We start from the raw sequence: 22,793 nt of genomic DNA on the forward strand, positions 1-22,793 counted from the left end.
CATGCGTCAACCTTTCGTCAAGCCGCCTTTCTACATGAAACTGAGCCATGTTTTGCTCAGCCTCGTCCTTATCGTCGTGATCCTGCGGACGACGAAAGACATCCTGGCGCCGGTGGCTTTCGGTTTCCTCTTCGCGATATTGCTGCTGCCGCTGGCGCAGGGGCTGGAGAAGCTGAAACTGCCCAGGGGAGCGGCTGCCGGACTGTCCGTCCTCATTTTCGTGTTTTTCATGGCGGGGATGCTGTACTTCATTTCCTGGCAAACTTCCACCTTCGTTTCCGACCTGCCCATGCTTGAAAAACGGCTCATGGTGATGGCCAACGATCTGACCATCTGGGTCGACGATAAATTCAAGGTGGATTCCGACCAGCAGATCGCCTGGATCAACGAAAACGCCGCCAAGAGCATCGCTTCGCTGTCACAGCTGGTGGTGAACGCCGTGACGTCGGTTTCTTCCGTCCTCATCTTCCTCGTTTTCATTCCCCTGTATACTTTTTTCCTCCTGTATTACCGCCGGCTGCTCGTGCAGTTTTTGCTGCGCCTGTTCCGTGCGGAATTCGCCGGCGAAGTGCGGGAAGTGATCGCGCACAGCCGCGTGGTGGTGAAAAGCTATGTGGTAGGATTGTTCATCGAAATGCTCGTGGTAGCTACGCTGTACATCGTGGCGCTGCTGTGCCTCGGTGTGAAATATGCCGTGCTGCTGGGCACATTGGGCGCTATTTTCAACATCATACCATACGTGGGGATGGTGTTGACGATTTTGGTGACGGTGTTGGTGACATTGACGACGGGCACGGCTGGACAGGCGTTCTGGGCCGCGGCCCTCATGTTCGGGATCCATTTGCTGGATGCGAACGTGCTGCTGCCGAGGATCGTGGGGTCGAAGGTGTCTATCAACGCCATGGTGACGCTGTTGGGCGTGTTTATCGGCAGTATGATCTGGGGGATCGCGGGAATGTTCATTTCCATTCCGGCGATGGCATTGCTGAAAGTGGTGTTCGACAAAATCCCGAACATGCGCCCCTGGGGCATGATCATGGGGAACGAAGACTAGCGGACGGTGATGCGGAGCTCCGGTACGCGGTAGAATTTGTCTTCCGTGTATTTGATAACGATGTTGGAGAAGATGAGGGATTCGCCTTTCTGGACGGTTTCCTTCAGGCGGTTGCTCCAGAGGTCGGAGAGGCGGTCGCCCGTAAAGGAATCGCCGGTGGTTTCCGTGTAAAACGCGACCTGGCTGGTGGTATCGTTGAGATACGCTTCTTTCGCTTCATAAAGAAAATCAAAAGAAACGACGGGGAATTTATTGTTTTTCTGATCGCGCACCACAAGCGCGGAATCCAATATTTTCAGGACTTCCGGGCGGGGAATGGAATCGCAGAGATAGATGCCCCAGGTGGTCCGGAAACGCAGTTTTTTATCGGCAGCCGAAGTGGTGGCAGCAGCGGGCTTCGCCGGTTTGGCCGGCGGCTTCGGTTTGGATTGCGCGGCCGCGGTGGCCGAGATTCCGGTGAACAGTGCAAGCGTGAGCAGCAATTGCTTCGTCATAGGGCAAAAAAAAGGATCGTCCGGCTATGTAAACGCCGGACGATCCTGAATATTATAACAGTTTGAGACTTTCTTCGATGGCCTGGATGCGGGCCTGGCAATCGGCGAGCTTTTTGCGCTCGGATTCCACGGCTTCCGGTTTGGCGTTGGCCACGAATTTTTCGTTCTGCAGTTTCTTCTCCACACCCGCGAGGAAACCTTGCTGGTAGGCGAGGTCTTTGAGCAGTTGGGCTTTCTGCGCTACAGGGTCCACTTCTTTTTCCGTTACCATGTAGAACTTGTCGGTCCCCACCACGATGGCCGCAGCGCCGGCGATGGCTTCGGCAGTGTAACCGAATTCATCTGCGTTGAGCTGTTTGGCGAGGATGCTTTCGATCCGCTGGAAAGCTTTTCTGTCCTGCGTTTCCACGAACAGTTTGATCGTATCCTTCGGTTTCAGCTGTTGTTTGTTGCGCGCGTCACGGATGGTGGTGATCACCTCCTGCGCCAGGGTGCCTTCTTTCAGCAGGTCGGCGTTCACGCTGCCGGGGGCCTGGAACTGTTTGATCACCACGTCGTCGCCCGCGGAGCGGTCGCGCAGCAGGTGGTAGATTTCTTCGGTCACGAACGGCATGAAGGGGTGGAGGAGCTGCAGGAGCTGCTCGAAGTACGTGATGGTTTTGTCGTACACGCCTTTATCGATCGGCTGTTCGAATCCGGGCTTGATCCACTCGAGGTACCAGGAGCAGAAATCGTCCCAGATGAGGCTGTACAATACTTTCAGCGCCTCGCTCAGGCGGAAGTCCTTGATGAGCTTCTCCACTTCGGCATGCGCTTCGTTGAGCCGGCTTTCCATCCATTCCACGGCGAATTCGGGAACGGGCGCGCCGGTGTTTTCCGACGGCGTCCACATTTTTACGAGCTTCAGCGCGTTCCACATCTTGTTGTTGAAGAAGCGGCCCTGCTCGCAGCTGGAATCGTCGAACAGCAGGTCGTTCCCCGCCGGCGAAGCGATCATGATGCCGAAACGTACGGCATCCGCCCCGAAGCGTTCGATGAGATCGAGCAGATCGGGGGAGTTGCCCAGTGATTTGGACATTTTGCGCCCGAGCTTATCGCGCACCATGCCCGTGAAATACACGTCGGAGAAGGGTTTCTCCTGCTTGTATTCCAGGCCGGCCATGATCATGCGGGCCACCCAGAAGAAAATGATATCCTGCCCCGTCACCAGTACGGAAGTGGGGTAATAGTAGTTGATGTCGTCGTTCCCGGGATCGCTGATGCCGTTGAACACTTCCATGGGCCAGAGCCAGGAAGAGAACCAGGTATCGAGGCAATCTTCGTCCTGGCGCAGCGTTGCGGGGCGACTGCCGTAGGTGGCTTCGTATTTTCCGAGCGCCGCTTCGAGCGTTTCGGCTACTACGAACTGGCCCTGCTCGTCGTACCAGGCGGGGATTTGCTGGCCCCACCAGAGCTGGCGGGAAATACACCAGTCTTTCACGTTCTCCATCCAGTATTTGTAGGTAGCGAGGAAGCGGTCTCCGGGATGGATGCGCACTTCTCCGCTCACAACCGCATCCAGTGCGGGTTTGGCGAGCTCGGACATTTTCACGAACCACTGCGTGGAGATCTTCGGTTCCACGACGGTGTCCGGGTTGCGCTGGCTGTAACCCAGGCGGGTGGTGTATTCCTGCTCTTTTACGAGGAGGCCTTGTTCGTGGAGCGCCGCCACCACTTTCTTACGGGCGCGGAAGCGGTCTTCGCCTACGAATACCTGTGCCGCGGCGGAAAGGGTACCATCGTCATTGAGGGTATCCACCACTTCGAGGTTATGTTTCAGGCCGAGGTTGTAGTCGTTGATATCGTGAGCGGGCGTCACTTTGAGGGCGCCGGTACCGAATTCCTTGTCTACGTATTCGTCGAAGATCACGGGCACTTTGCGGTTAACCAGGGGCACCACGGCGAAGTGGCCTTTCAGATGGGCATAACGCGCATCGTCCGGGTTTACGCAGATCGCGGTATCGCCCATGATGGTTTCCGGGCGCTGGGTGGCGATGGTGATGAATTCTCCGGTAGCTTCGCCGGCGGCGTTCACCACGGCGTATTTCACGTGGTACAGCTTGCCGTTGATCTCTTTATATTCCACTTCCTCGTCGGAAAGGGCGGTTTTGGCCTTGGGGTCCCAGTTGATCATCCTCGCACCGCGATAGATAAGTCCTTTGCCGTAGAGGTCTACGAACACCTTGATCACCGCGTCGTAATAGTGCTGGTCCATGGTGAAGGTCACCCGGTCCCAGTCTACCGAACAGCCCAGTTTGCGGATCTGGTGATAAATGATGCCGCCATATTTTTCCTTCCACTCATAAGCATGTTTGAGGAATTCCTGGCGGGTGAGCTGGCTTTTCTCGATACCTTTCTCTTCCTTCAGCATGTTCACCACCTTGGTTTCAGTGGCGATGGACGCGTGGTCGGAACCCGGCACCCAGCAGGCGTTGAAACCGCTCATGCGGGCGTGGCGGGTAAGAATGTCCTGCACGGTTTCGTTCAGGGTATGGCCCATGTGCAATACCCCGGTCACGTTCGGCGGGGGGATCACGATCGTAAAAGGAGGACGGCCGTCCGGTACGGAACGGAAATACTGTTTGTCCATCCAGTATTGGTACCATTTGTCTTCTGCCGAAGCAGGCATATAATTCTTCGATAGTTCCATCAGATTATCAGGCTATGTCGTTTTAGGCATGCAAAAATATTGAATATCGGATGTATTCCGAATTTCAGGGGCATATTTGCCCGGATCGGCCGATTTTCTTTTCAAGATAGGTGTTGGAACGCGTATTTTGTGAAAAAAGTACCGGAAATCTGCAAAATAATACGCATTATACGTCGAATAACAAGGTAACTTGTGGCGTTTTTGTTGAAAATGACGAGTTATGCGCAAAATACCGACCATGATTTGATGCTGGGCATCAAAGCCAACGATGCGGCAGCATTTACCGCACTCTTCAACCGTCATTACCGTAACCTTTACCTTACCGCACTGAACATTCTCCGCCGCGACGATGTGAGCCGCGACCTCGTGCAGGACGTTTTCACCCAGCTCTGGGTGCGCCGGCACGAGCTGGAGATCGCTTATCCCAACGCCTGGCTGCAGCAGGCCATCCGTTTCCAGGTTTTCAAAGCCATCCGCGACCAGAAGATCGACGAGCGTTTTTACGACCGTTTGATGGAAACCTCTTCCGAACTGCTCGACGAGCAGCCGTTGCTTTTCAAGGAGCTGGACGGGCTCGTGCGCGAGATCCTGGCTTCGCTGCCGGCAGATGCGCGGCGGATCTTCCTCCTGAGCCGGGAAGAAAAGCTCCCTTACCGGGAAATCGCTGTGAAAATGGAGATTTCCGTGAAAACGGTGGAAAAGAAAATGACCGCCACCCTGAAAGTGCTTCGCACCCGCCTCCGCGACGCCATGTTCACCATCGTCCCCTGAGGAAAATTTTTTTTATCAACCGTAGGGTACCGCCGCATGAGTGGTACTAAAGTACATAGCGATGAACAAGCAAACCTTAGCCACACTGATCGACCGCTACCTGGACGGCACCGCCACAGACGCAGAAAAGCGCCTGCTGGACGCCTATTACAACAGTATGCAGCAGCAACCGGCCCCCGTTCCCGACGCGGAGGAAGACGAAGCCATGCGCGTGCAGATGCTGGCGAAGGTGTTTGAGAACGCGGGTATCGCACCGCTGAAAACCACGCCGGTTCGCCGCCTCTGGGTGCGCCGCGCCGCCGCTGCGGCAGCCGTTATCCTGCTTTCCGGTGCGGCCTGGTGGATGCTCCAGCCCGAAAAGCCCCAGCTGGCCACCCGCGTGAAGCAGTTGCCCGCGCCACAGCCCGCCAGGGACGTGGCTACCCTTACCCTCGCCAACGGACAAGTGGTAGTACTGGGCGATTCCGCCGGTACATTGCCCCCCAGCCAGGGCGGAGCGTTGCTGGCCGCAGGAGGCGATGCGCTGACCTATAACGACGAAGGCGCCGCCAGCGGTGAGCCCGTTTACAACACCCTCAAAACCCCGGCCGGCGGCAAATTCCGCCTCACCTTGTCGGACGGTACGAAAGTCTGGCTGAACGCCGCATCCTCCATCCGCTACCCCGCCCGGTTTACGGAAAACGAAAGAAAAGTGACCGTGTCCGGCGAAGCCTATTTCGAAGTAAAAGCCAGCGAAGCGCAGCCATTCGTGGTGAGCGTGAACGACAAAGCCGCCATTCGCGTGCTGGGCACGGCTTTCAACATATCCGCCTATACAACCGACCCCCGCATCGTAGCCACCCTCGTTTCCGGCAAGGTGCAATTCAGCGCAGGCGGCAACCCCGTTATCCTGCGGCCTTCCCAACAGGCCGTTGCAGGAAACGACGGGAACGTGACCATTCACGATGCCGACCTGGAAGCCGCCACGGCGTGGAAAGACGGCTATTTCCGCTTCCGCGGCACAGACATTAAAACCATTATGCGCCAGCTCGAACGCTGGTACGATATAGAAACGGAATACCAGGGCGATATTCAGCACCTCTTCGTGGCGGACATCCCCAGGGATGCGCAGCTGGAAGACATTCTGAAGCTGCTGGAAATGACCAACCGCGTGCATTTCATGGTCAACGGAAAGCGCGTGACGGTGAAGCCATAATTGAATCGGGAAAATCGGACTAGCGACATATATATCATTCAGACAGAACAAGGACTTTAGAGACATTCGGGGACAATAGCATCGCAGAGGGGGGAACAGGTACAACATTTTTCTAACCGCATCAGCCGGTTCATGTAACAGGAAGGACGAATTTTTTCTCCCGGGAACGGGAGACGGGGCGCTGCATGTGTGATGCGGCGCACGGGTGAACTTTTTTAATCAACCAACTCAAAACGCACATGAAAGGATTTTGGATCACCCTGCTTTTATGCTTGCAGGGGAGCGTTGCGCTGATGGCGCAGAACGTCACATTGGCGGAAAAAAACGCACCGCTGGAACTGATTTTCCGAAAGGTGCAGCAACAGACCGGCATTAGCTTCGTGTACACGAAAACGGAGCTCCAGGCCGCCAAACCGGTAACGCTGAACGTGAGCAATGCTCCGCTGGAACAGGCGATGAACGCCAGTTTCGAAGATCAACCCCTTACCTGGTCGCGCCAGGGGCAGTACATCGTCGTGAAAGCCGCGCCCATTCGCAAAGCTACCGCCCAGGCACCGCAAAACACCGACGTGAGCGGCCGCGTGACAGACGATAAAGGCCAGCCCGTGGAAGGCGCCGTTGTTGTCGTGAAAGGCACGCAGAACGCCACGTACACCGACGAAAAAGGGAATTACGTCCTGAAGAACGTTCCGGAAGACGGATCCCTCATCGTCCGGATGATCGGCTTCAAACAGAAGGAAATGGCGGTGAAGGGCGCGAAGCTGAATATTCAGCTGGAGCGCATGTCGCAGCAGATCGAGGAAGTGGTGATCACCACCGGTCTGTTCAACCGTAAAAAGGAAAGCTTTACGGGCGCTACCGCCACCTTCACCGGCGAACAATTGAAATCCGTCGGTAACCAGGATGTGGTGAAATCCCTCCGCACGCTGGACCCCTCGTTCAACGTGGTGCCCAACAACGCTTTCGGCTCCAATCCGAATGCCCGTCCGCAGGTGGAAGTACGCGGCCAGACCGGTATCTCCTCCTTCAACTCCCAACTGGGCATCGATCCCAACCAGCCTTTATTCATCCTCGACGGTTTCGAAGTGACGCTGCAACAGGTAGTGGACCTCGACATCAACCGCGTGGCCAGCATCACCCTGTTGAAAGACGCCGCTTCCACCGCCATTTACGGTGCCAAAGCCGCCAACGGCGTGGTGGTGATCGAAACCCGCAAGCCTACGCCCGGCCAGATGCGCCTTTCCTATACCTCCGACCTTACTTTCGATTCTCCCGACCTGCGCGATTACAACCTCATGAACGCGGCAGAGAAACTGGAGTTCGAGCGCCTCGCGGGCCGGTACAAGGCTTATCTCGGCAACCCCACCCAGCTCGAGCTGGACAGTATGTACAACCGCCGCATGGGCCTCGTGGCGCAGGGTGTTAATACCTACTGGCTGAAAGCGCCGCTGAAAAACGCGTTCTCCCAGCGCCATTCCGTATATGCAGACGGTGGGGACGATGTTGTGCGCTACGGCATTGGTGCCAACTATCGCCGCAACGAAGGCGTGATGAAAGGTTCCGGCCGTAACACCTACGGCGTGAACCTCGACCTGATTTACCGCAAAGGCAAATTCAATATCTCGAACAAGGCATTCTTCACCGGTGTGAAATCGGACGAATCGCCCTATAATTTCAAGGATTTCGCGCATACCAACCCGTACTACAAAATGTATGACGAGAAGGGCAATGTTTCGAAGTTCCTGGAAATGACCTCAGACGGGCGGAAGGCGACCAATAACGTCCGCAACCCGCTGTACGACGCTACCCTGCGCAGTTACAGCATGGGCAAGCAGCAGATCTTTACCGACAACCTGGCCGTCCAGTATAACATCGCCGACGGGCTCCAGGCGATCGCCGGTGTGAGCTTTACGGTAGACAACAGCAACGATGAAAGCTTCAAAGACCCGAGGAACGCGGAGTTCGAGCAGATGGTCAACGACCTGAAAGGCCGTTTTACTTCGAAGGAATCCAGCAAAACCTCCTGGCAGAGCTACCTCACGCTGAACTACGGTAAAATCCTCCGCGGCGGGCACCAGGTGTCGTTCAACCTTCGCGGAGACGCTACGGAATCCAAAACGAACGGGCTCACCACTATCGTGCGGGGCTTCCCCTTTGGCAGCAACGGCAATCCGGGCACAGGGACGAGCTACGATACCGAGAAGAAATTGCCGGCCTATGTAGACGCCGTTTTCCGTTCGGCTTCCGGCATCGCTTCCGGTAACTATACCTGGCAGAACCGGTTCCTGGCGGACGCATCGTTCCGGTACGACGCTTCCACTTCATTCGGCTCCAACCAGTCTGAACATGCGTTCTGGTCGCTGGGTGCGGGCTGGAACCTCCACAACGAGCCCTTCATGCGTGCGATCCCCGTCATCAACCGCCTGAAACTCTTTATCAACGCGGGTACCAACAGTAACCAAAGCTACACCGGCCTCGGCTCCACTTCGGTGTACACCTACGCGGCGCTGTACAATGTGGCCATGGGGCAATCGCTCGAGCTGGGCACCGTGGGCAACCCCGACCTGATGTGGCCCATCACCACCAACACCAACATGGGCTTCGACCTGTCGCTCTTCAAATCGCGGATCAACGCCACAGTGAACTATTTCAAGAAGTATACGGACGATATGGTAGTGCCGCTGACCATGCCGCCCTCCACCGGTTACAAAACCTATAACATCAATATGGGCGGCCTGCGCAACTCCGGCGTGGAAGTGACCGCGCGCATCACGCCCTGGTCTGACGTAAAACGCCGCGCATCCTGGATCGTGACGCTGAACGGCATCTGGCAGAACAGCAAGTTCGCCGGCCTGGGGAACTCCCTCGAGCAGGAAAACAGCAAGTTCGCCAGCGATTCCCTCCTCGAATCGCAGTTCCGCCGCTACCAGGACGGGTACAGTCAATATGACCTCTGGTCTGTGCGCTCCATGGGCATCGATCCCGGCAGCGGAAAGGAAGTGTTCCTGAAGCTCAATGGCGACCGGACCATTATCTATGACGCGAAAGACCTCCGGAAGGTAGGCTCCTCCAGGCCCGCCGTGGAAGGTGTGGTAGGAACGGGCTTCATGTACGAAGGGTTCAGCTTCTCCGTGAACTTCCGTTATCGCCTCGGCGGACAAACCATCAATACCGCGCTGTTCGATAAAGTGGAAAACATCGATGCGGAAGGCGTATACCTGAACCAGGACCGCCGCGCGCTGTACGACCGCTGGCAGAAACCCGGCGATATCGCGGATTTCCGGAGCTTCGGCGAATTGGGCGGATCAACGATCCAGACGTACGTGACGTCCCGTTTCGTGCAAAAGGAAAATACGTTTTCCGGCGAATCCATCAGCGTAGGCTACGAGTTCAGCCAGGCAAAATGGATCAGCAAACTCGGCCTGAAAAACCTGCGCGTCAACGCTTACATGAACGAATTCGTGCGCTGGTCCACCATCAGGGCCGAAAGAGGTACGGAATACCCGTTCACCCGCTCCGGTTCACTCTCTGTTAACGCCAGTTTCTAAACGAGAAAAAGCTACATCAACATGAAAAAAACATTCATCAGCATATACGTACTCGGCGCACTGGCCCTCTTCTCCTCCTGCAAAAAGTGGGTAGACGTGGAGCCGAACGACCGCGTACTGGAAGACAAGGTGTTCACCAATCCCGACAACATCCGCAACTCCCTTAATGGCATCTACAGCAACGTGGCCGCGAAATCGCTCTACGGCGAATACATGACCATGACGGCCATCGATGCGCTGGGGCAGCTGTATTCCGGCAGTATCCTCAATACCGGCGGCGGCCCGGCCGGCGTTTCCAACGGCACGCCCGCGCTGCCTTACGCAAACTATGACTACGCCAACCCGACACTGAAAGAGCAGATGCTGAACGCCTGGACCCAGGCTTACAGGACGGTGCTGAACATCAACATGTTCCTCGTCAATCTCGACAAATATCCCAACGTGCTCGATGCGGCGGAAGAAAAGCTGTACCGCGGGGAACTGTACGGGCTGCGTGCCATGATCCAGTTCGATATGCTGCGCGTCTTCGGTCCCATTTACCTCACAGACAGCACGGCGCTTTCCGTTCCGTATTATACCACCGCCACGCCCAACGTAAAGCCCGTCATGCCCGCCACCGAAGTGATGGACAGCGTGCTGACCGATATCGACCGCGCCATCGCGCATCTCGGCGCAGACCCGGTGCTGACTACCGGCAAGCAGGACAAGATTCTCAACGATGGGCTGGACTATACCCGCATGCGCAACCTGCGCATGAACTGGTACGCCGCCAAAGCCCTCAAGGCCCGCGCGCTGCTGTACCGCAACGCGAAAACAGCGGCGTATGAAGTGGCTACGGAGCTCATCGGCAAAATGGACGGCGAATTCCCCTGGATGAACGCTGATACGGCCGCCAATCCCATCGACAGGACTTTCAGCCGCGAAGTGATCTTTTCGCTGAACGTGCCGAATCTGTACGATTGGTCGAGAAAGCTGTACGGGGGCGATGTAAAATCGGACGTGATGTGGGCGCCCAATACCACCCGCCTCAACAATACCTACGAAGGTAAGGTGCAGACGGACTACCGGTTTTCCACGCTGCGGAACTTCAGCTGGTGGGACGTGCCGCCCGGCGCCACTTTCGGGTATAAAACCCTTCGCAAATTCAATAACGTGGATGGCGTGAACGTGCAGTTCCGTTTCCGGATGCCGATGTTGCGCAAAAGCGAGATCTACTACATCGCTGCGGAATGCGCGCCCGACGATGCTACCGGGTTCCAGCTGCTGAACACGGTGCGCCGTGCGCGGGGGCTTACCGAAGATCCGCTGACGACCAACCGCCAGACGGAAATCCAGAAGGAGTATGCGAAGGAAATGTATGGGGAAGGACAATTGTTCTTCTACTACAAGCGCACCAACACCGCGCGCATCCTCAAAGCCAGCGGCACGGGATCGACCGGCACGGCCAACCTCCAGACGATGACCCGCACGCAGTACGTGGTGCCTCTGCCGGAAAGTGAAAGCTATTACCAATAACCTTCAATCCATCAGCATAATGAAAAAATTATTATACCTGTTACCGGTGGCCGTGGCCACGATGCTGGCAGCTTGCGAGAAATCGCCGCTCGTGCATTACGACGAAGGCAATACCATTTACTTCAAAAGCGCGCGTGGAACAACCGGCAGGGAACCGGCACCGTTCGATTCCATCAACTTTACGTTCATGTACGTGAAGGGCGATACCGTGGTCCTGCCCATCCCGGTAAGCGTAGCGGGAAAGGCGCAACCGGTCGACCGGGCGTTCGACGTCATCGCGGATACCGGTTCCACCGCGGAATTCGGCAAGCATATGAGCATCGCATCCGCCGTGATCCGGGCCAACTCGCTCAACGATACGCTGTTCGTTAAACTGTTCCGTACGGAAGATATGAAAACGAATAACCTCCTGATGCGCCTGAAACTGGTGCCGAACCAGTATTTCCAGACCGATATGGCCAGCCGGAAAGTAGACAACCGGATCATCCCGTTCCATGTTTTCCGCGTGTTCGTGACCGCCCGCGCCATTCAGCCGGTAAGGTGGCTGGACGCATATTTCGGGGTATTCACCGCGAAAAAGGCAAGACTGATGACCGACCTGTTCGGGTTCAATTTCGAAGCGGATTTCAACCCGCCGTACGGCCCCACTTCCAACATCAATTTCGTGACGTCGGGCGCCAACGCCATGCACCGTTACCTGCAAGACATGGATGCCGCCGGAACGCCTGTTTTCGAAGAAGACGGGTCTAAAATGACCATGGGGTCCTTTATCGCTAACCAGTAATTCATCAACATGAAGCAATATATTTTCCTTACCGCCGCAGCCGCCGTTCTGGGAAGCGCGTGCATGAAAGACAAAGGGAATTACGACTATAAACCGATCAACGAAGCCGCGATCACGCTGCCCGAAGAAGTATTCACCAAACTCGGCGACACGCTGAAACTGCGGCCCGAGATCAATTTCACGCAAGACGCGGGCGATGGTTCCGATACCGCGCGCTATGCCTACAAATGGGTGGTGGAGCTGACGCCGACGAACGTGCAGACCATCAATAACACGCGCAATTTCAACAAACCGGTAGACAATCTCAACGTAGGCGTTTACAAAGCGGTTTTTTATGTGACCGATAAGCAGACGAAGGTCGGGTTCGAAAAGAAGTTCAAACTGACCGTGACCACCGCCGCTTATGAAGGGTTCTTCGTGCTGGGTGCGCTGGGCGATTCCTCCCGGCTCGATCTCCTCGCGTTCAACGGCTCCAATCCCGATTCGACAAAGCTGTATGCCGATGTGCTCACCGCCTTCAATTCGGATTATCCCCGGCCTATCGGCAAGCCCCTGGGCATGCATACCGCCAGCAAGAACGCCGATTACCAGTTCTTCATTTCTACCACCACCGGCACCAACTCGCTGGAGCGGAATACCCTGAAATGGTCTGCCAACAAGGCGCTTTCCTTCCTCTGCTTCGGCAAGCTGCCGGAGAAATTCGCGCCGGAAGCGTTCTGGTCGTTGCAATGGAGCTACGCGATGTACCTCAACGACGACATCTACATCTATACCAATACTGCCCTGTTTATCCTGAACGCTCCGTCGAACCACGTGAAGGACGAGCCCTTCCCCTTCAAGCCCAGCAAGCATTTCAGCTTCGTGAAAACATTGTATTCCGACTACCTGCTCATGTTCGACACCCAGAAACGCCGCTTCGCCCGCGTCGGCATTACGTCTACCGGCAAGGAAAACTACGCCAGCCTGCTCGTTACATCCTCTTCCGCGAAGTTCGACTTCAGCGATGTGAAGATGGACCTCGTCTGGATGAGCCGCAACGCATACGGCGGCAATACCTTCGCGGTGTTCAAAAACGCTGCCGGGGATTACTGGTATTCCATGTTCGACATCGCAACCGGCAACCAGCCGATTTTCCAGAAGATGAACGTAGGCGCCGATTTCGCGGCGGCGAAATACATCGCCACCGATCCTACTCACGCTACCCTTTACTACAGCAACGGCAGCAAGCTCTACGCATATCTGCCAGATGCCAACCGGGAACAGCTGGTACAGGATTTCGGGGAAAGGATCACGTACATGTATTTCCCGGAAAACGTGACAGACAAAGTACCGATGTACCAGCCTTACCGCGGCAGCCTGCTGGTGGCCACTTTCAACCCGGCGAAACCCGAGACGGGCGGTACCCTGCGGTTCTTCAAGACCAACAACCAGGGCGCCACGCCGCAGGTGACGCCCACCATCGCGCATGGCGGGTTCGCCGAACCGGTGGGCATCGCTTTCAGGACGCGCGCCAACAACCTGTAATGCAGCAGCATCAGAAACCAGTCATATAAAATCCACGAAGGTGCAGGCCGCAAAGCCTGCACTCTTTTTAAAGTACGATCATGAAGAAAATATGCCTCCTGGCTGCGATGGCCGCTTCCCTGCACGGCTTCGCCGCCATCCCGCCCACTACTTACATCCAGGGCGTTACGGACGCCAAAGACCCTAAGACCATGTACCTCTTCCGCGCGGAAGACGGCGCCATGGCACAGGTGGCCACCGTGAAAACCTCCGCCGCAGGAACTTTCGCATTCGCCGTGGCCGATCCGGAAGAAGGGTTTTATTACGTGTCCGACAACGCGAACGTGAACAACCTCAGCCATCGCATTTACGTGAAGGGCGCGTCCACCATCGAGATGGACATTAAAGGACCGAAAGCCGCCGTGCGCGGGGGCTCCAAAGAAAACCAGGCCCTCATGGCCTGGCAAAACGTGTACGACGATATCGCCATCCCGTCGTGGAGCGGCATCCAGTACCGCGGCACTTATGAAGATTTCTTTCCCATCTTCGAATCCTTCATCCCGAAGTTCGAAGCTTTCCGCAAATCCATGAAAAGCAGCGGCAACAAGCGGTTCGACGAGCTGATGCGCTACCTCGTAGTAAATGACGTAGACGCGGCGGCTGTCAACTTCCTATTCATGCCCCGCACCAAACATCCGAAAAAGGAAGATTATCCTGCCTATTACCACCAGATCGTTCAACCCGGCAAATATGCGGATACCCGCGTGCTCCAGCTGGGCGACGGCCTCCGCCGGATGAACGCCTACTCCATGTACCGGCTTATGGGAACAGGCGTAAAACCGGGCAAGGATGAAATGATGAAAGGACTGGAGAACGATACGCTGAAGGGATTTTTCCTCGTAAACGGCCTCGGTGGTTACCGCGACCAGTCTGCGCTCATCGATGCCATGAAGCCTTATCAGCACCTGCTGGTCACCGACTCGCTGAAAGCGCGGTATAAACGCGCGGAAATGGGATTGGCCTCTTTCGCGAAGGGCGCCAGATCCTTCAACTTCTCCTATCCCGACATCAACGGTAAAACCGTGACCATGGAAAGCCTGAAAGGTAAAGTGGTATTGATCGACACCTGGGCTACCTGGTGTGGCCCCTGCAAGGCGGAGATCCCTCACCTCAAAAAGCTGGAAGAGGAATTGCATGGCAATACGGATATCCAGATCGTGAGCATTTCGGTGGACGTGGAAAAGGATAAGCAGAAATGGGAAGATTTCGTGAAGAAGGAGGAGCTAGGCGGCATTCAACTGTTTGCCGGCGGCTGGAAAGAGTTCACCGATTATTACAGGATCACCGGCATCCCCAGGTTCCTCGTGTTTGACAAACAGGGCGCTATCGTAACGGTAGACGCGCCGCGCCCTTCAACGCCCGAGCTGAAGCAACTGCTGCTGGAAACGGCAAAAGCGAAATAATAGAAGATTTTGATTGAAATGACAGACCAGACAGCGGCGCTAATTTTGGCGCCGCTTTTTTTATCAATGATTTCCGGCTATTCCGATTTCAACGCCGCAAATGAAATAAATCGCGCCGGTTTTCATTCTGGTAGCCGGTGGATGCAGATACACGATATCTTTGCGCCCGATCCCCGAATTCCGTGCAGTCCCGGTCCCGAAATGTTTACCCCCAGCGCACACAAAAACACATATATAACCGATTATGAAGCAGTTTCCAATTACATTCCGCACCTTGTTACCCCTTGTATTCGTATTGCTGACCGCATGTTCCAAAAAAGGTGATCCCGGCCCTAAGGGCGACAACGGGAAAGACGGCAACGCCGACGTTTCGGTGTTCAATTTCGGGCCGCAAACCGTAACCACCGCGCTCAACCTAACGCTCAACGTATCCCGCGGGAAAGTGGATTCCAGTTTGATCCTCGTGTACTACAATCCCGAAGCGGAGCTGGAAAGCGCCTGGTATCCCATGCCCGGCGTAGGTTCCGGGGCCACTTACGAAACGCGTTTCCTGATCTATCAGTCGGCCGCTTCGCCATCGGCATACACGTTGGCCATCCGCCTCATGACGCCCGCAGGCGCGCCTTACGTAACGCCCGTGAAATTCCGGAAGGTCCGCGTCTTTCTGGTGCCGGGAAATACCTTCACGAACGCGCGCCAGGCTGCGCCGGTGGATTACAGCGATTATGCCGCAGTGTTGCGCTATTACGGCATCGCAGCGTTATAAAAAATTTAACACGCGAACGGCCGGCCAGGGTTCACCCGGCCGGCCGTTCCGATTGTCTTCTTATTATCCGTGCATCACGACATCGACCGGATCACTTCCACGGTATGCTTCACCATATCGGCGGTGATGCCGAGGTGGGTGACGATGCGTAGCTGGGTGGGAGAGATGGCCATGACGCGGATGCCGTGTTTGGCGAGGTAATCGCGGAACTTGACGGGCGTCCAGTCGCCATGCACGTCGAAAATGAGGATGTTCGTTTCCACGGGGAGCATATGCCCGACGAACGACTGTTCCAGCAATGCCGCCGCGATGGTTTTGGCGTGTGCGTGGTCTTCGGCGAGGCGGTCGATATGATGATCGAGCGCATAGATGCCGGTTGCGGCCATGTACCCGGCCTGCCGCATGCCGCCGCCGAGTTTCTTGCGGACGCGTTTGGCTTCGCGGATGAAATCTTTCGATCCCAGCAGAACGGACCCGATGGGGCAGCCGAGGCCTTTGTTGAGGCAAACGGAGATACTGTCGAACGTACGCCCGTAATCCGCCGCCGGTTGGCCGGTGGCGAGGAGGGCGTTGAACAGGCGGGCGCCGTCGAGGTGAAGGCGGAGGTTGTGCTGGTTACAGGTTTCGCGGATGCGGAGGATCTCGTCCCAGTCGTAGCAGCATCCGCCGCCGCGGTTGGAGGTGTTTTCGAGGCAAACGAGGGAGGTGGTGGCCTTGTGGTCATCGTCTGTCGGATTGACGGCCGCTGCCACATCGGCGGCGGAGATCATGCCGCGGTCGCCTTCGATGGGGCGGGCCTGGGCGCCGGAGTTGAAGGCGATGCCGCCACCTTCGTAGATATAGACGTGGGCGAGGGAAGAGCAGATGACTTCATCGCCGGGCCGGGTGTGCACTTTGATGGCGATCTGGTTGCTCATGGTGCCGGAAGGGCAGTAAAGGGCTGCCTCCATGCCAAAAAGGGCTGACATCCTGGCTTCCAATTCGCGGACGGAAGGGTCTTCTCCGAAAACATCGTCGCCCGTGGGGGCTTTCAGCATGGCCTCCAGCATGGGAGGGGTGGGTTGTGTGAATGTGTCGCTTCTGAAATCCATTGAAAAAATTGCAATGAGAAGATGAATAAATTAGAGAGAATATTAATTTGAATTGAGATATTTTTCAATTGTTAAAATTTGCATAAAGCCTTGAAAATAGCGACTAAAAAGCTATTAAAATCCGTTTATACAATGTACTTTGTTATAGTGAACAAGCAGAAATGCCGTTATGACAATGTGCCCGATCATTGACAATGAATGCGTAACAGGCATCTTACCCCGGTCCGTAACCCAAGATCAAAACCATATCAGTGATATTTGGAAGAGTGGGGGATTAGCACGATCTTTGCAGGCTAATTTCGCAACCGTGTAAGATATACCATTTAAATGTTACAACAAAATTATCTTTCGGCTTGTTAGTATAATATTCGTAAACCAATACTTTTAGTCATATGAGGCAACTTAAAATTGCCACCCAGATCACCAATCGTGATTCGCAGGCGGTAGAAAAATACCTCCAGGAAATCTCGAAGATCCCTTTGTTAACTCCAGAGGAAGAGACGATACTGGCCCAACGTATTAAAATGGGGGACCAGCGCGCTCTCGAAAGATTGACGACCGGGAACCTCCGGTTCGTTGTATCCGTCGCCAAACAATATCAGCACCAGGGCTTAAGCCTTAGCGACCTCATTAATGAAGGCAATTTAGGGTTGATCAAAGCGGCACAACGGTTCGACGAAACCAAGGGTTTCAAATTCATCTCTTACGCCGTATGGTGGATCCGCCAGTCCATCCTGCAGGCTTTGGCAGAGCAAGGCCGTCTGGTCCGCCTGCCGCAGAATAAAATCGGCACTTACAACAAAGCGAATAAAGCTTACATGGCATTCGAACAGGAAAACGAACGCGAACCTTCTACCGAAGAGCTCGCCGAAATCCTGGAAATGTCCGAGTCGGAGATCAACAATATCTTCCAGAGCAATACCCGCCACATGTCTCTCGACGCTCCGGTACACGAAGCGGAAGACGTAGCCATGGGCGACCTCCTGGAAGGTGGCGACGTGACGGATGATGATGTGATGCAGGATTCGCTCCGGGAAGAAATCCGCCGCGTGCTCAAGTCCCTGAGCCCCCGCGAAGCGGAAATCGTGAACGCTTACTTTGGTCTGGATGGCGAAAACGGCGCAACGATCGAACAAATAGGACAGAAGTATGATTTGACGAAGGAACGTATCCGCCAAATCAAGGAAAGGGCCATCAAACGCCTCCAAAAAGCCCGCTACAGCGGCGCACTGAAATCCTACTTGGGATAATCGACACCTATTAATTAATTGATTCTGGGATAAAAGCATCCCGCCTATGAAACGGCGGGATGCTTTTTTTATACCCCATAGAGAACGGTTATAGGCCCATAGATGCCTTTCATACCTTCCCTATTCGTAATTCTCCTCCCAACCCTTTATTTTTGCAATCTTATGCGAAAGGCATCTTTTACACTGGTCCTCCTCTATCTGATGGGATCGGCTTGTGAAAAGGAACAGAAAGGACAGTCAACCGAAGAAAACCTCCCCGTCGTGGAAGGCATCATCGAAGAAAACGGGTACCCCATGGTCATGCTCAGCGCCGACCCCGCCTATTTCGCGGGAACGCCGGCCGCCGGGGAATGGGTGCACGGCGCCGTCATCTCCGTCTCCAACGGCCCGCAGTCGCAAACGCTGCGGGAATACCGGTTGACGGACGCCGCCGGCCGGCCGTTCTGGGTATATACCGTAGACACCGCGCAATGGCAACACGCTTTTCGCGGGGAAAACGGTAAAAGTTATACCTTGACGATCCGTTCGGAAGGAAAAACCCTCAGCGCCATGACCACCATCCCCGCCGTCCGCCTCCGGCTCGATTCGGCCTGGTGGGGACCAGCAGGACTGAAGGCCCGCCTCACCGGCAGCGCCACCGGGTACGCCCGGTACTTCACCGCCCGCAACGGAGGGGATTACCTGCCGGGCATGCACCCGCTGTCGTCCGAAACCCTTGGCAAAGGCACCATCGAAGTGCAGCTGGGAGAAGGGATGGACAGGAGCGGCGCCCCGCAAGGCGCCCTGGCGAAAGGGGACACCGTGTGGCTGAAATTCTGTAACGTAGACCACAACACGTACGACTTCTGGCGCAGCGCAGGCGCAGCCTGGGCCAAAGGGGCAGACCCCCTCGGGCCGGGGGCCCGCGCCAAGGGGAACGTCTCCAACGCCAAAGGGTACTGGGGTGGCTACAGCGTAACATATGAAAGGATCATTATCCCTAAATAATCGAAATCAAAACCAAACCAAACCAACAAGCAGAAAACAACAGCATGGAAAACAACACTAACCAGGAACATGCACATGTCCTGATCATCGGCTCCGGCCCCGCAGGGTACACCGCAGCCATCTATGCCGCCAGAGCGAACCTGAAGCCCGTCCTTTACCAGGGCATCCAGCCCGGAGGCCAGCTCACCATCACCACGGAAGTGGAAAACTATCCCGGTTACCCCGAAGGTATCCAGGGCCCGGAAATGATGGTGGACTTCGAAAAACAGGCCGCCCGCATGGGAGCCGATATCCGCTATGGCATGGCCACTTCCGTAGATTTTTCGTCGCAGCCCTACAAGGTTGTCATCGATGAAGAAAAGACCATCACCGCCGATGCGATCATCATAGCCACCGGCGCCTCCGCCAAATGGCTGGGCCTGCCGTCCGAACAGCGACTCAACGGTAGCGGCGTTTCCGCCTGCGCCGTGTGCGACGGGTTCTTCTTCCGCGGTAAGGAAGCAGCTATCGTTGGCGCGGGAGACACCGCTGCCGAAGAAGCCCTCTATCTTTCCAAAATCTGCTCCAATGTACACATGCTCGTGCGCCGTCACGAAATGAGAGCGTCGAAGGTAATGCAGGACCGCGTCCTCAAAACCTCCAACATCATGGTATACTGGAATTCCGAAACCCTCGAAGTGGTAGGCGAAAATAAAGTGGAAGGCGTTCGCATCCTCAATACCCAGACCAAAGAAGAGAAAACGATCCCCGTGAGCGCGTTCTTCGTGGCCATCGGCCACCAGCCGAACTCCGGCATCTTCAACGGCCAGCTGGACATGGACGAGCAGGGATACATCAAAACGATCCCCGGCACCACCAAAACCAGCGTGGAAGGCGTTTTCGCTTGCGGAGACGTGCAGGACAAGAACTACCGCCAGGCCGTAACGGCCGCCGGCAGCGGTTGTATGGCCGCGCTCGATGCCGAGCGTTACCTTTCCGCAAAAGGACACTAAATCTTACATACGAAAGGGCCGATGGAACGTCGGCCCTTTCCTTTTAATCTTTTCATATGCTGACCATTGCGTTGGAGAGCGTCCGTTTCTTCGCCCATCACGGGTTTTACGAACAGGAACGCATCATCGGCAATCATTTCGTGCTGGACGTGCTCGTGCAGTTGCCCGAGCCGGAACACCCTTCGCAGCTGGGTGAATCCGTGAACTATGAAGCGCTGTTTTCCATTTCGAAGGCAGTGATGGAAGTACCGCAGCAGTTGCTGGAACAGGTGGTGCATGATATTTCCGTGAAAGTGAAGGCGCGTTTTCCGGTCATCAGCTATTCGAAGGTGACGCTGCGGAAGCAGGCGCCCCCGTTCGGAGGAGACCTGGCTTACTCCTGCGTGGCTTTGGAGAAACAATACTGAGGCCGGCAACGTTATATTTCCGGCCGCCCGTGTAGAAACCATGTCCACCATGCGGCCGGGCTGGGAAAATCCTTATTTTTGGGGACCTGTTAAATTCAATTCGTTCCTATGCTTAAGAAAACCTTTTTACTGTGTTGCGCCTCCCTGCTGGCGCTCGCTTCGTTCAGCCAAACGGTCGAGGAATCGCTCGCCCAGGCCAAACAGCTCACCCTGCAAATGAAGGAGACCGAGGCGCTGCAACAATATAAAGACATCCTCCAGGCAGACCCCGGCAACGTGACCGCCCTCAACCAGAGCAGCCTCATCTGCAGCCGCGAAGGCGCCCGCCAGAAAGATAAATCCGCCAAAATGGAATGGTTCAACAACGCGAAGATATTCGCTTACGAAGCCATGAAGGTGGACGTCGAGAACCCCGAATCCAACTACGCCATGGCCCTTGCCTGGGCACGCATCGCGCAGATTTCCGGCGCCAAGGAGAAAGTGGCCGCCGCCAGGGAAGTGAAGAAGTACGTAGACCTGGCCATCAAGTTCAAGCCTGATTACGGCGAAGCCTTCCACCTGCTCGGTAAATGGAATTTCGATATCTATAACCTCAGTTCCATCGAAAAAGCCGCCGCCAAGGTGCTTTTCGGCGGAATGCCGGCCGCTACGCTGGAAGACGCGATCGCCAATTACGAGAAATGCCGGCAGCTTACGCCGGGCTTCATCCTCAACTACCTCGACCTGGCCATCGCTTTCCGGCAGAACAACCAGGAAACCCAGGCCATGGAAATCCTCAATAAAGCCATGCGCCTCCGGCCCATTTACCAGGACGATTCCGGCTACAAAGCCGAGTGCAAAAAGCTCCTCGACAGTATGCAATAACGGCCCTACGCCAGCTTTTTACCTTTCCACCGCCCGCTTTTCAGGTACAGCCAGGCCAGCGAGCCCATCGACGTCCAGTAGACGAACTCCGCAAACCAGGCCCAGTGCAGCTGGCTGTGCATCTTTTCTATGACCACCACGCAATACGTGAGGTATGCGATCACGGCAATGATCTCGATGCCGAGGTTGATCCGCGTATCGCCCGTTCCCGTTACGCCGTTGAACACCACGGCGGTCACGGACGCGAGGATCATCACCACCATGCACACGTACATGGACGGAAGGGCCTCGGTCATGAGGGAAACGTCTGTCGTATAGATCCGCAGCCAAAGCGTGGGGAAAATGCTGATAATGATGCAGATGGCGATGGAACAGAGGACGGACAGCTTCGCGATCTTTTTGACCATGGTCATGACCTCGTTTTCCCGGCCCTGGCCGATCAGGTTGGAAACCATGGTGTTGCAGGTGGAACCGAACGCCCAGGTGAAAATCCCGAACAGCCCGAAAATACTCCGCATCATATTGGAAATGGCCAGGGGGCGCTGCCCGAGGTGCTCGATGAATATGAAGAAGATCAGCCAGCTGCCGATGCTGAACAGGTATTGCACGACCAGCGGCGCGGAAATCACCAGGATGCTCCGGCAACCGCTCCAGGTGGGCCGCAGGCGGGCGAACAGCTCGTATCTGACATTGAACTTACCGATGAGGAGCAGCACCCAGGCCGCTGCGAAACCCGCGATCTCCGCCAGGATGGAGGCGTAGGCCGCGCCATTGAGCCCCAGCGCGGGGAGGCCCAGTTTACCGAAAATAAGCCCGTAGTCGAACACGATATTGGTGACTTCCTGGAAAAGGGAAATGATCACCAGCAGCTTCGTGTTGCCGGTACCGATATATAAAGAAGTGCAAAGCCGCATGAGCATGAGGAAAGGGAGCCCCCAGATCCGGATGCGCGTGAACTCCGACGCCGCCTCGATTATGTGCGGGTCGTGCAGCGAAGCGCGGAAGAACGCGGGGGCGAGGGTTTCCGTGATGAGGATACCGAGGAGCGACATGCCCATGGACAGGACCAGCCCGTTGCTGAAAATGGGCCCCATGCCCGCGATGTTCTGCTCGCCCGTCCGCCGGGCAAACATCACCTGCATCCCGTTCGTGATCCCGTAGGAGATCATGTAGATGACGAGCGTATAAATCCCCGCGATGCCGTTCACCGCGATGGGGAACTCGCCCAGGTGCCCCAGGAAGGCGGCATTGGTGAGGTGATTGATCTGCGGCAGGATCAGGGAAAGACATATGGGGCCGGCGATCTTGATGATCTGCCTGTTCGTTACTTCGACTTGCATATAGTTAAACCGTAAAAACCCGGCAAAAATAACGGTTTGGGATGCGGCGGCAAGGAATTAATGACGAAAACGATTCCTCC

Annotated in this window: 18 protein-coding genes; 14 read left to right on the forward strand and 4 right to left on the reverse strand. The window is 55.7% G+C overall.

Annotated features, from left to right (window positions below; all coding sequences use genetic code 11):
- The first annotated feature begins 1 nt into the window (after position 1).
- Positions 2–1,054, forward strand: a complete 1,053-nt coding sequence (locus ACQKLP_RS21545; RefSeq protein WP_427325025.1) for an AI-2E family transporter — start codon at positions 2–4, stop codon at positions 1,052–1,054.
- On the opposite strand, the gene ACQKLP_RS21550 is transcribed toward ACQKLP_RS21545, so the two are convergent.
- Complete coding sequence (locus ACQKLP_RS21550; RefSeq protein ID WP_427325026.1) at positions 1,051–1,548, reverse strand: hypothetical protein; 498 nt, start codon at positions 1,546–1,548, stop codon at positions 1,051–1,053. The genes ACQKLP_RS21545 and ACQKLP_RS21550 overlap by 4 nt on opposite strands.
- Positions 1,549–1,600: 52 nt before the next feature.
- Positions 1,601–4,237, reverse strand: a complete 2,637-nt coding sequence (locus ACQKLP_RS21555; RefSeq protein WP_427325027.1) for a valine--tRNA ligase — start codon at positions 4,235–4,237, stop codon at positions 1,601–1,603.
- Between the two features lie 210 nt (positions 4,238–4,447).
- Here ACQKLP_RS21555 and ACQKLP_RS21560 point away from each other — a divergent pair, with 210 nt between their 5' ends.
- The 8 genes from ACQKLP_RS21560 to ACQKLP_RS21595 all read left to right on the forward strand — a co-directional run bounded on the left by ACQKLP_RS21560 (position 4,448) and on the right by ACQKLP_RS21595 (position 15,782).
- Positions 4,448–5,008 carry an RNA polymerase sigma-70 factor gene (locus ACQKLP_RS21560; protein ID WP_427325066.1) on the forward strand — a complete coding sequence of 187 codons (561 nt, stop codon included), beginning with the start codon at positions 4,448–4,450 and terminating at the stop codon, positions 5,006–5,008.
- A gap of 61 nt (positions 5,009–5,069) precedes the next feature.
- A complete protein-coding gene (locus ACQKLP_RS21565; RefSeq protein ID WP_427325028.1) occupies positions 5,070–6,203 on the forward strand; it encodes a FecR family protein in 1,134 nt (377 codons plus the stop codon).
- Positions 6,204–6,442: 239 nt separating this feature from the next.
- Positions 6,443–9,751 (forward strand): SusC/RagA family TonB-linked outer membrane protein, encoded by a 3,309-nt coding sequence (locus tag ACQKLP_RS21570; RefSeq protein WP_427325029.1) that lies wholly within the window; start codon positions 6,443–6,445, stop codon positions 9,749–9,751.
- Positions 9,752–9,772: 21 nt separating this feature from the next.
- Positions 9,773–11,266 (forward strand): RagB/SusD family nutrient uptake outer membrane protein, encoded by a 1,494-nt coding sequence (locus ACQKLP_RS21575; RefSeq protein WP_427325030.1) that lies wholly within the window; start codon positions 9,773–9,775, stop codon positions 11,264–11,266.
- A gap of 19 nt (positions 11,267–11,285) precedes the next feature.
- Positions 11,286–12,050, forward strand: a complete 765-nt coding sequence (locus ACQKLP_RS21580; RefSeq protein WP_427325031.1) for a DUF4843 domain-containing protein — start codon at positions 11,286–11,288, stop codon at positions 12,048–12,050.
- Between the two features lie 9 nt (positions 12,051–12,059).
- Positions 12,060–13,574, forward strand: a complete 1,515-nt coding sequence (locus ACQKLP_RS21585; RefSeq protein ID WP_427325032.1) for a PKD-like family lipoprotein — start codon at positions 12,060–12,062, stop codon at positions 13,572–13,574.
- An 80-nt stretch (positions 13,575–13,654) separates the two neighbouring features.
- Positions 13,655–15,016 carry a TlpA family protein disulfide reductase gene (locus tag ACQKLP_RS21590; RefSeq protein ID WP_427325034.1) on the forward strand — a complete coding sequence of 454 codons (1,362 nt, stop codon included), beginning with the start codon at positions 13,655–13,657 and terminating at the stop codon, positions 15,014–15,016.
- 244 nt (positions 15,017–15,260) lie between these two features.
- Positions 15,261–15,782: a hypothetical protein gene (locus ACQKLP_RS21595; RefSeq protein WP_427325035.1), complete on the forward strand. Its 522-nt coding sequence runs from the start codon at positions 15,261–15,263 to the stop codon at positions 15,780–15,782.
- Between the two features lie 74 nt (positions 15,783–15,856).
- Here the strand turns inward: ACQKLP_RS21595 and ACQKLP_RS21600 are convergent, their stop codons facing one another.
- Complete coding sequence (locus tag ACQKLP_RS21600) at positions 15,857–16,873, reverse strand: threonine aldolase family protein (RefSeq protein ID WP_427325036.1); 1,017 nt, start codon at positions 16,871–16,873, stop codon at positions 15,857–15,859.
- Between the two features lie 392 nt (positions 16,874–17,265).
- Here ACQKLP_RS21600 and ACQKLP_RS21605 point away from each other — a divergent pair, with 392 nt between their 5' ends.
- From ACQKLP_RS21605 to ACQKLP_RS21625, 5 genes are all read left to right on the forward strand, one after another.
- The gene (locus ACQKLP_RS21605) at positions 17,266–18,123 is read left to right on the forward strand and encodes a sigma-70 family RNA polymerase sigma factor (RefSeq protein WP_109698810.1); all 858 of its coding nucleotides are present in this window, start codon (positions 17,266–17,268) and stop codon (positions 18,121–18,123) included.
- A 162-nt stretch (positions 18,124–18,285) separates the two neighbouring features.
- On the forward strand, positions 18,286–19,110 hold the full coding sequence (locus ACQKLP_RS21610) for a DUF4249 family protein (protein ID WP_427325037.1): 825 nt from the start codon (positions 18,286–18,288) through the stop codon (positions 19,108–19,110).
- 44 nt (positions 19,111–19,154) lie between these two features.
- The gene (trxB, locus tag ACQKLP_RS21615; protein WP_427325038.1) at positions 19,155–20,102 is read left to right on the forward strand and encodes a thioredoxin-disulfide reductase; all 948 of its coding nucleotides are present in this window, start codon (positions 19,155–19,157) and stop codon (positions 20,100–20,102) included.
- A 56-nt stretch (positions 20,103–20,158) separates the two neighbouring features.
- Positions 20,159–20,509: a dihydroneopterin aldolase gene (locus tag ACQKLP_RS21620; RefSeq protein WP_427325039.1), complete on the forward strand. Its 351-nt coding sequence runs from the start codon at positions 20,159–20,161 to the stop codon at positions 20,507–20,509.
- 108 nt (positions 20,510–20,617) lie between these two features.
- The gene (locus ACQKLP_RS21625; RefSeq protein WP_427325040.1) at positions 20,618–21,373 is read left to right on the forward strand and encodes a hypothetical protein; all 756 of its coding nucleotides are present in this window, start codon (positions 20,618–20,620) and stop codon (positions 21,371–21,373) included.
- Between the two features lie 5 nt (positions 21,374–21,378).
- On the opposite strand, the gene ACQKLP_RS21630 is transcribed toward ACQKLP_RS21625, so the two are convergent.
- The gene (locus ACQKLP_RS21630) at positions 21,379–22,713 is read right to left on the reverse strand and encodes an MATE family efflux transporter (RefSeq protein WP_427325041.1); all 1,335 of its coding nucleotides are present in this window, start codon (positions 22,711–22,713) and stop codon (positions 21,379–21,381) included.
- Positions 22,714–22,793: the final 80 nt, after the last annotated feature.

This window comes from Chitinophaga sp. NPDC101104, from assembly GCF_050277495.1.
Lineage (GTDB): Bacteria > Bacteroidota > Bacteroidia > Chitinophagales > Chitinophagaceae > Chitinophaga.

What these genes read in the sequence shown, in the direction of transcription:
- ACQKLP_RS21545 (WP_427325025.1), top strand. Translation starts at nt 2, where the DNA reads ATGCGTCAACCTTTCGTCAAGCCGCCTTTCTACATGAAACTGAGCCAT.
- ACQKLP_RS21550 (WP_427325026.1), bottom strand. Translation starts at nt 1,548, where the DNA reads ATGACGAAGCAATTGCTGCTCACGCTTGCACTGTTCACCGGAATCTCG.
- ACQKLP_RS21555 (WP_427325027.1), bottom strand. Translation starts at nt 4,237, where the DNA reads ATGGAACTATCGAAGAATTATATGCCTGCTTCGGCAGAAGACAAATGG.
- ACQKLP_RS21560 (WP_427325066.1), top strand. Translation starts at nt 4,448, where the DNA reads ATGACGAGTTATGCGCAAAATACCGACCATGATTTGATGCTGGGCATC.
- ACQKLP_RS21565 (WP_427325028.1), top strand. Translation starts at nt 5,070, where the DNA reads ATGAACAAGCAAACCTTAGCCACACTGATCGACCGCTACCTGGACGGC.
- ACQKLP_RS21570 (WP_427325029.1), top strand. Translation starts at nt 6,443, where the DNA reads ATGAAAGGATTTTGGATCACCCTGCTTTTATGCTTGCAGGGGAGCGTT.
- ACQKLP_RS21575 (WP_427325030.1), top strand. Translation starts at nt 9,773, where the DNA reads ATGAAAAAAACATTCATCAGCATATACGTACTCGGCGCACTGGCCCTC.
- ACQKLP_RS21580 (WP_427325031.1), top strand. Translation starts at nt 11,286, where the DNA reads ATGAAAAAATTATTATACCTGTTACCGGTGGCCGTGGCCACGATGCTG.
- ACQKLP_RS21585 (WP_427325032.1), top strand. Translation starts at nt 12,060, where the DNA reads ATGAAGCAATATATTTTCCTTACCGCCGCAGCCGCCGTTCTGGGAAGC.
- ACQKLP_RS21590 (WP_427325034.1), top strand. Translation starts at nt 13,655, where the DNA reads ATGAAGAAAATATGCCTCCTGGCTGCGATGGCCGCTTCCCTGCACGGC.
- ACQKLP_RS21595 (WP_427325035.1), top strand. Translation starts at nt 15,261, where the DNA reads ATGAAGCAGTTTCCAATTACATTCCGCACCTTGTTACCCCTTGTATTC.
- ACQKLP_RS21600 (WP_427325036.1), bottom strand. Translation starts at nt 16,873, where the DNA reads ATGGATTTCAGAAGCGACACATTCACACAACCCACCCCTCCCATGCTG.
- ACQKLP_RS21605 (WP_109698810.1), top strand. Translation starts at nt 17,266, where the DNA reads ATGAGGCAACTTAAAATTGCCACCCAGATCACCAATCGTGATTCGCAG.
- ACQKLP_RS21610 (WP_427325037.1), top strand. Translation starts at nt 18,286, where the DNA reads ATGCGAAAGGCATCTTTTACACTGGTCCTCCTCTATCTGATGGGATCG.
- trxB (WP_427325038.1), top strand. Translation starts at nt 19,155, where the DNA reads ATGGAAAACAACACTAACCAGGAACATGCACATGTCCTGATCATCGGC.
- ACQKLP_RS21620 (WP_427325039.1), top strand. Translation starts at nt 20,159, where the DNA reads ATGCTGACCATTGCGTTGGAGAGCGTCCGTTTCTTCGCCCATCACGGG.
- ACQKLP_RS21625 (WP_427325040.1), top strand. Translation starts at nt 20,618, where the DNA reads ATGCTTAAGAAAACCTTTTTACTGTGTTGCGCCTCCCTGCTGGCGCTC.
- ACQKLP_RS21630 (WP_427325041.1), bottom strand. Translation starts at nt 22,713, where the DNA reads ATGCAAGTCGAAGTAACGAACAGGCAGATCATCAAGATCGCCGGCCCC.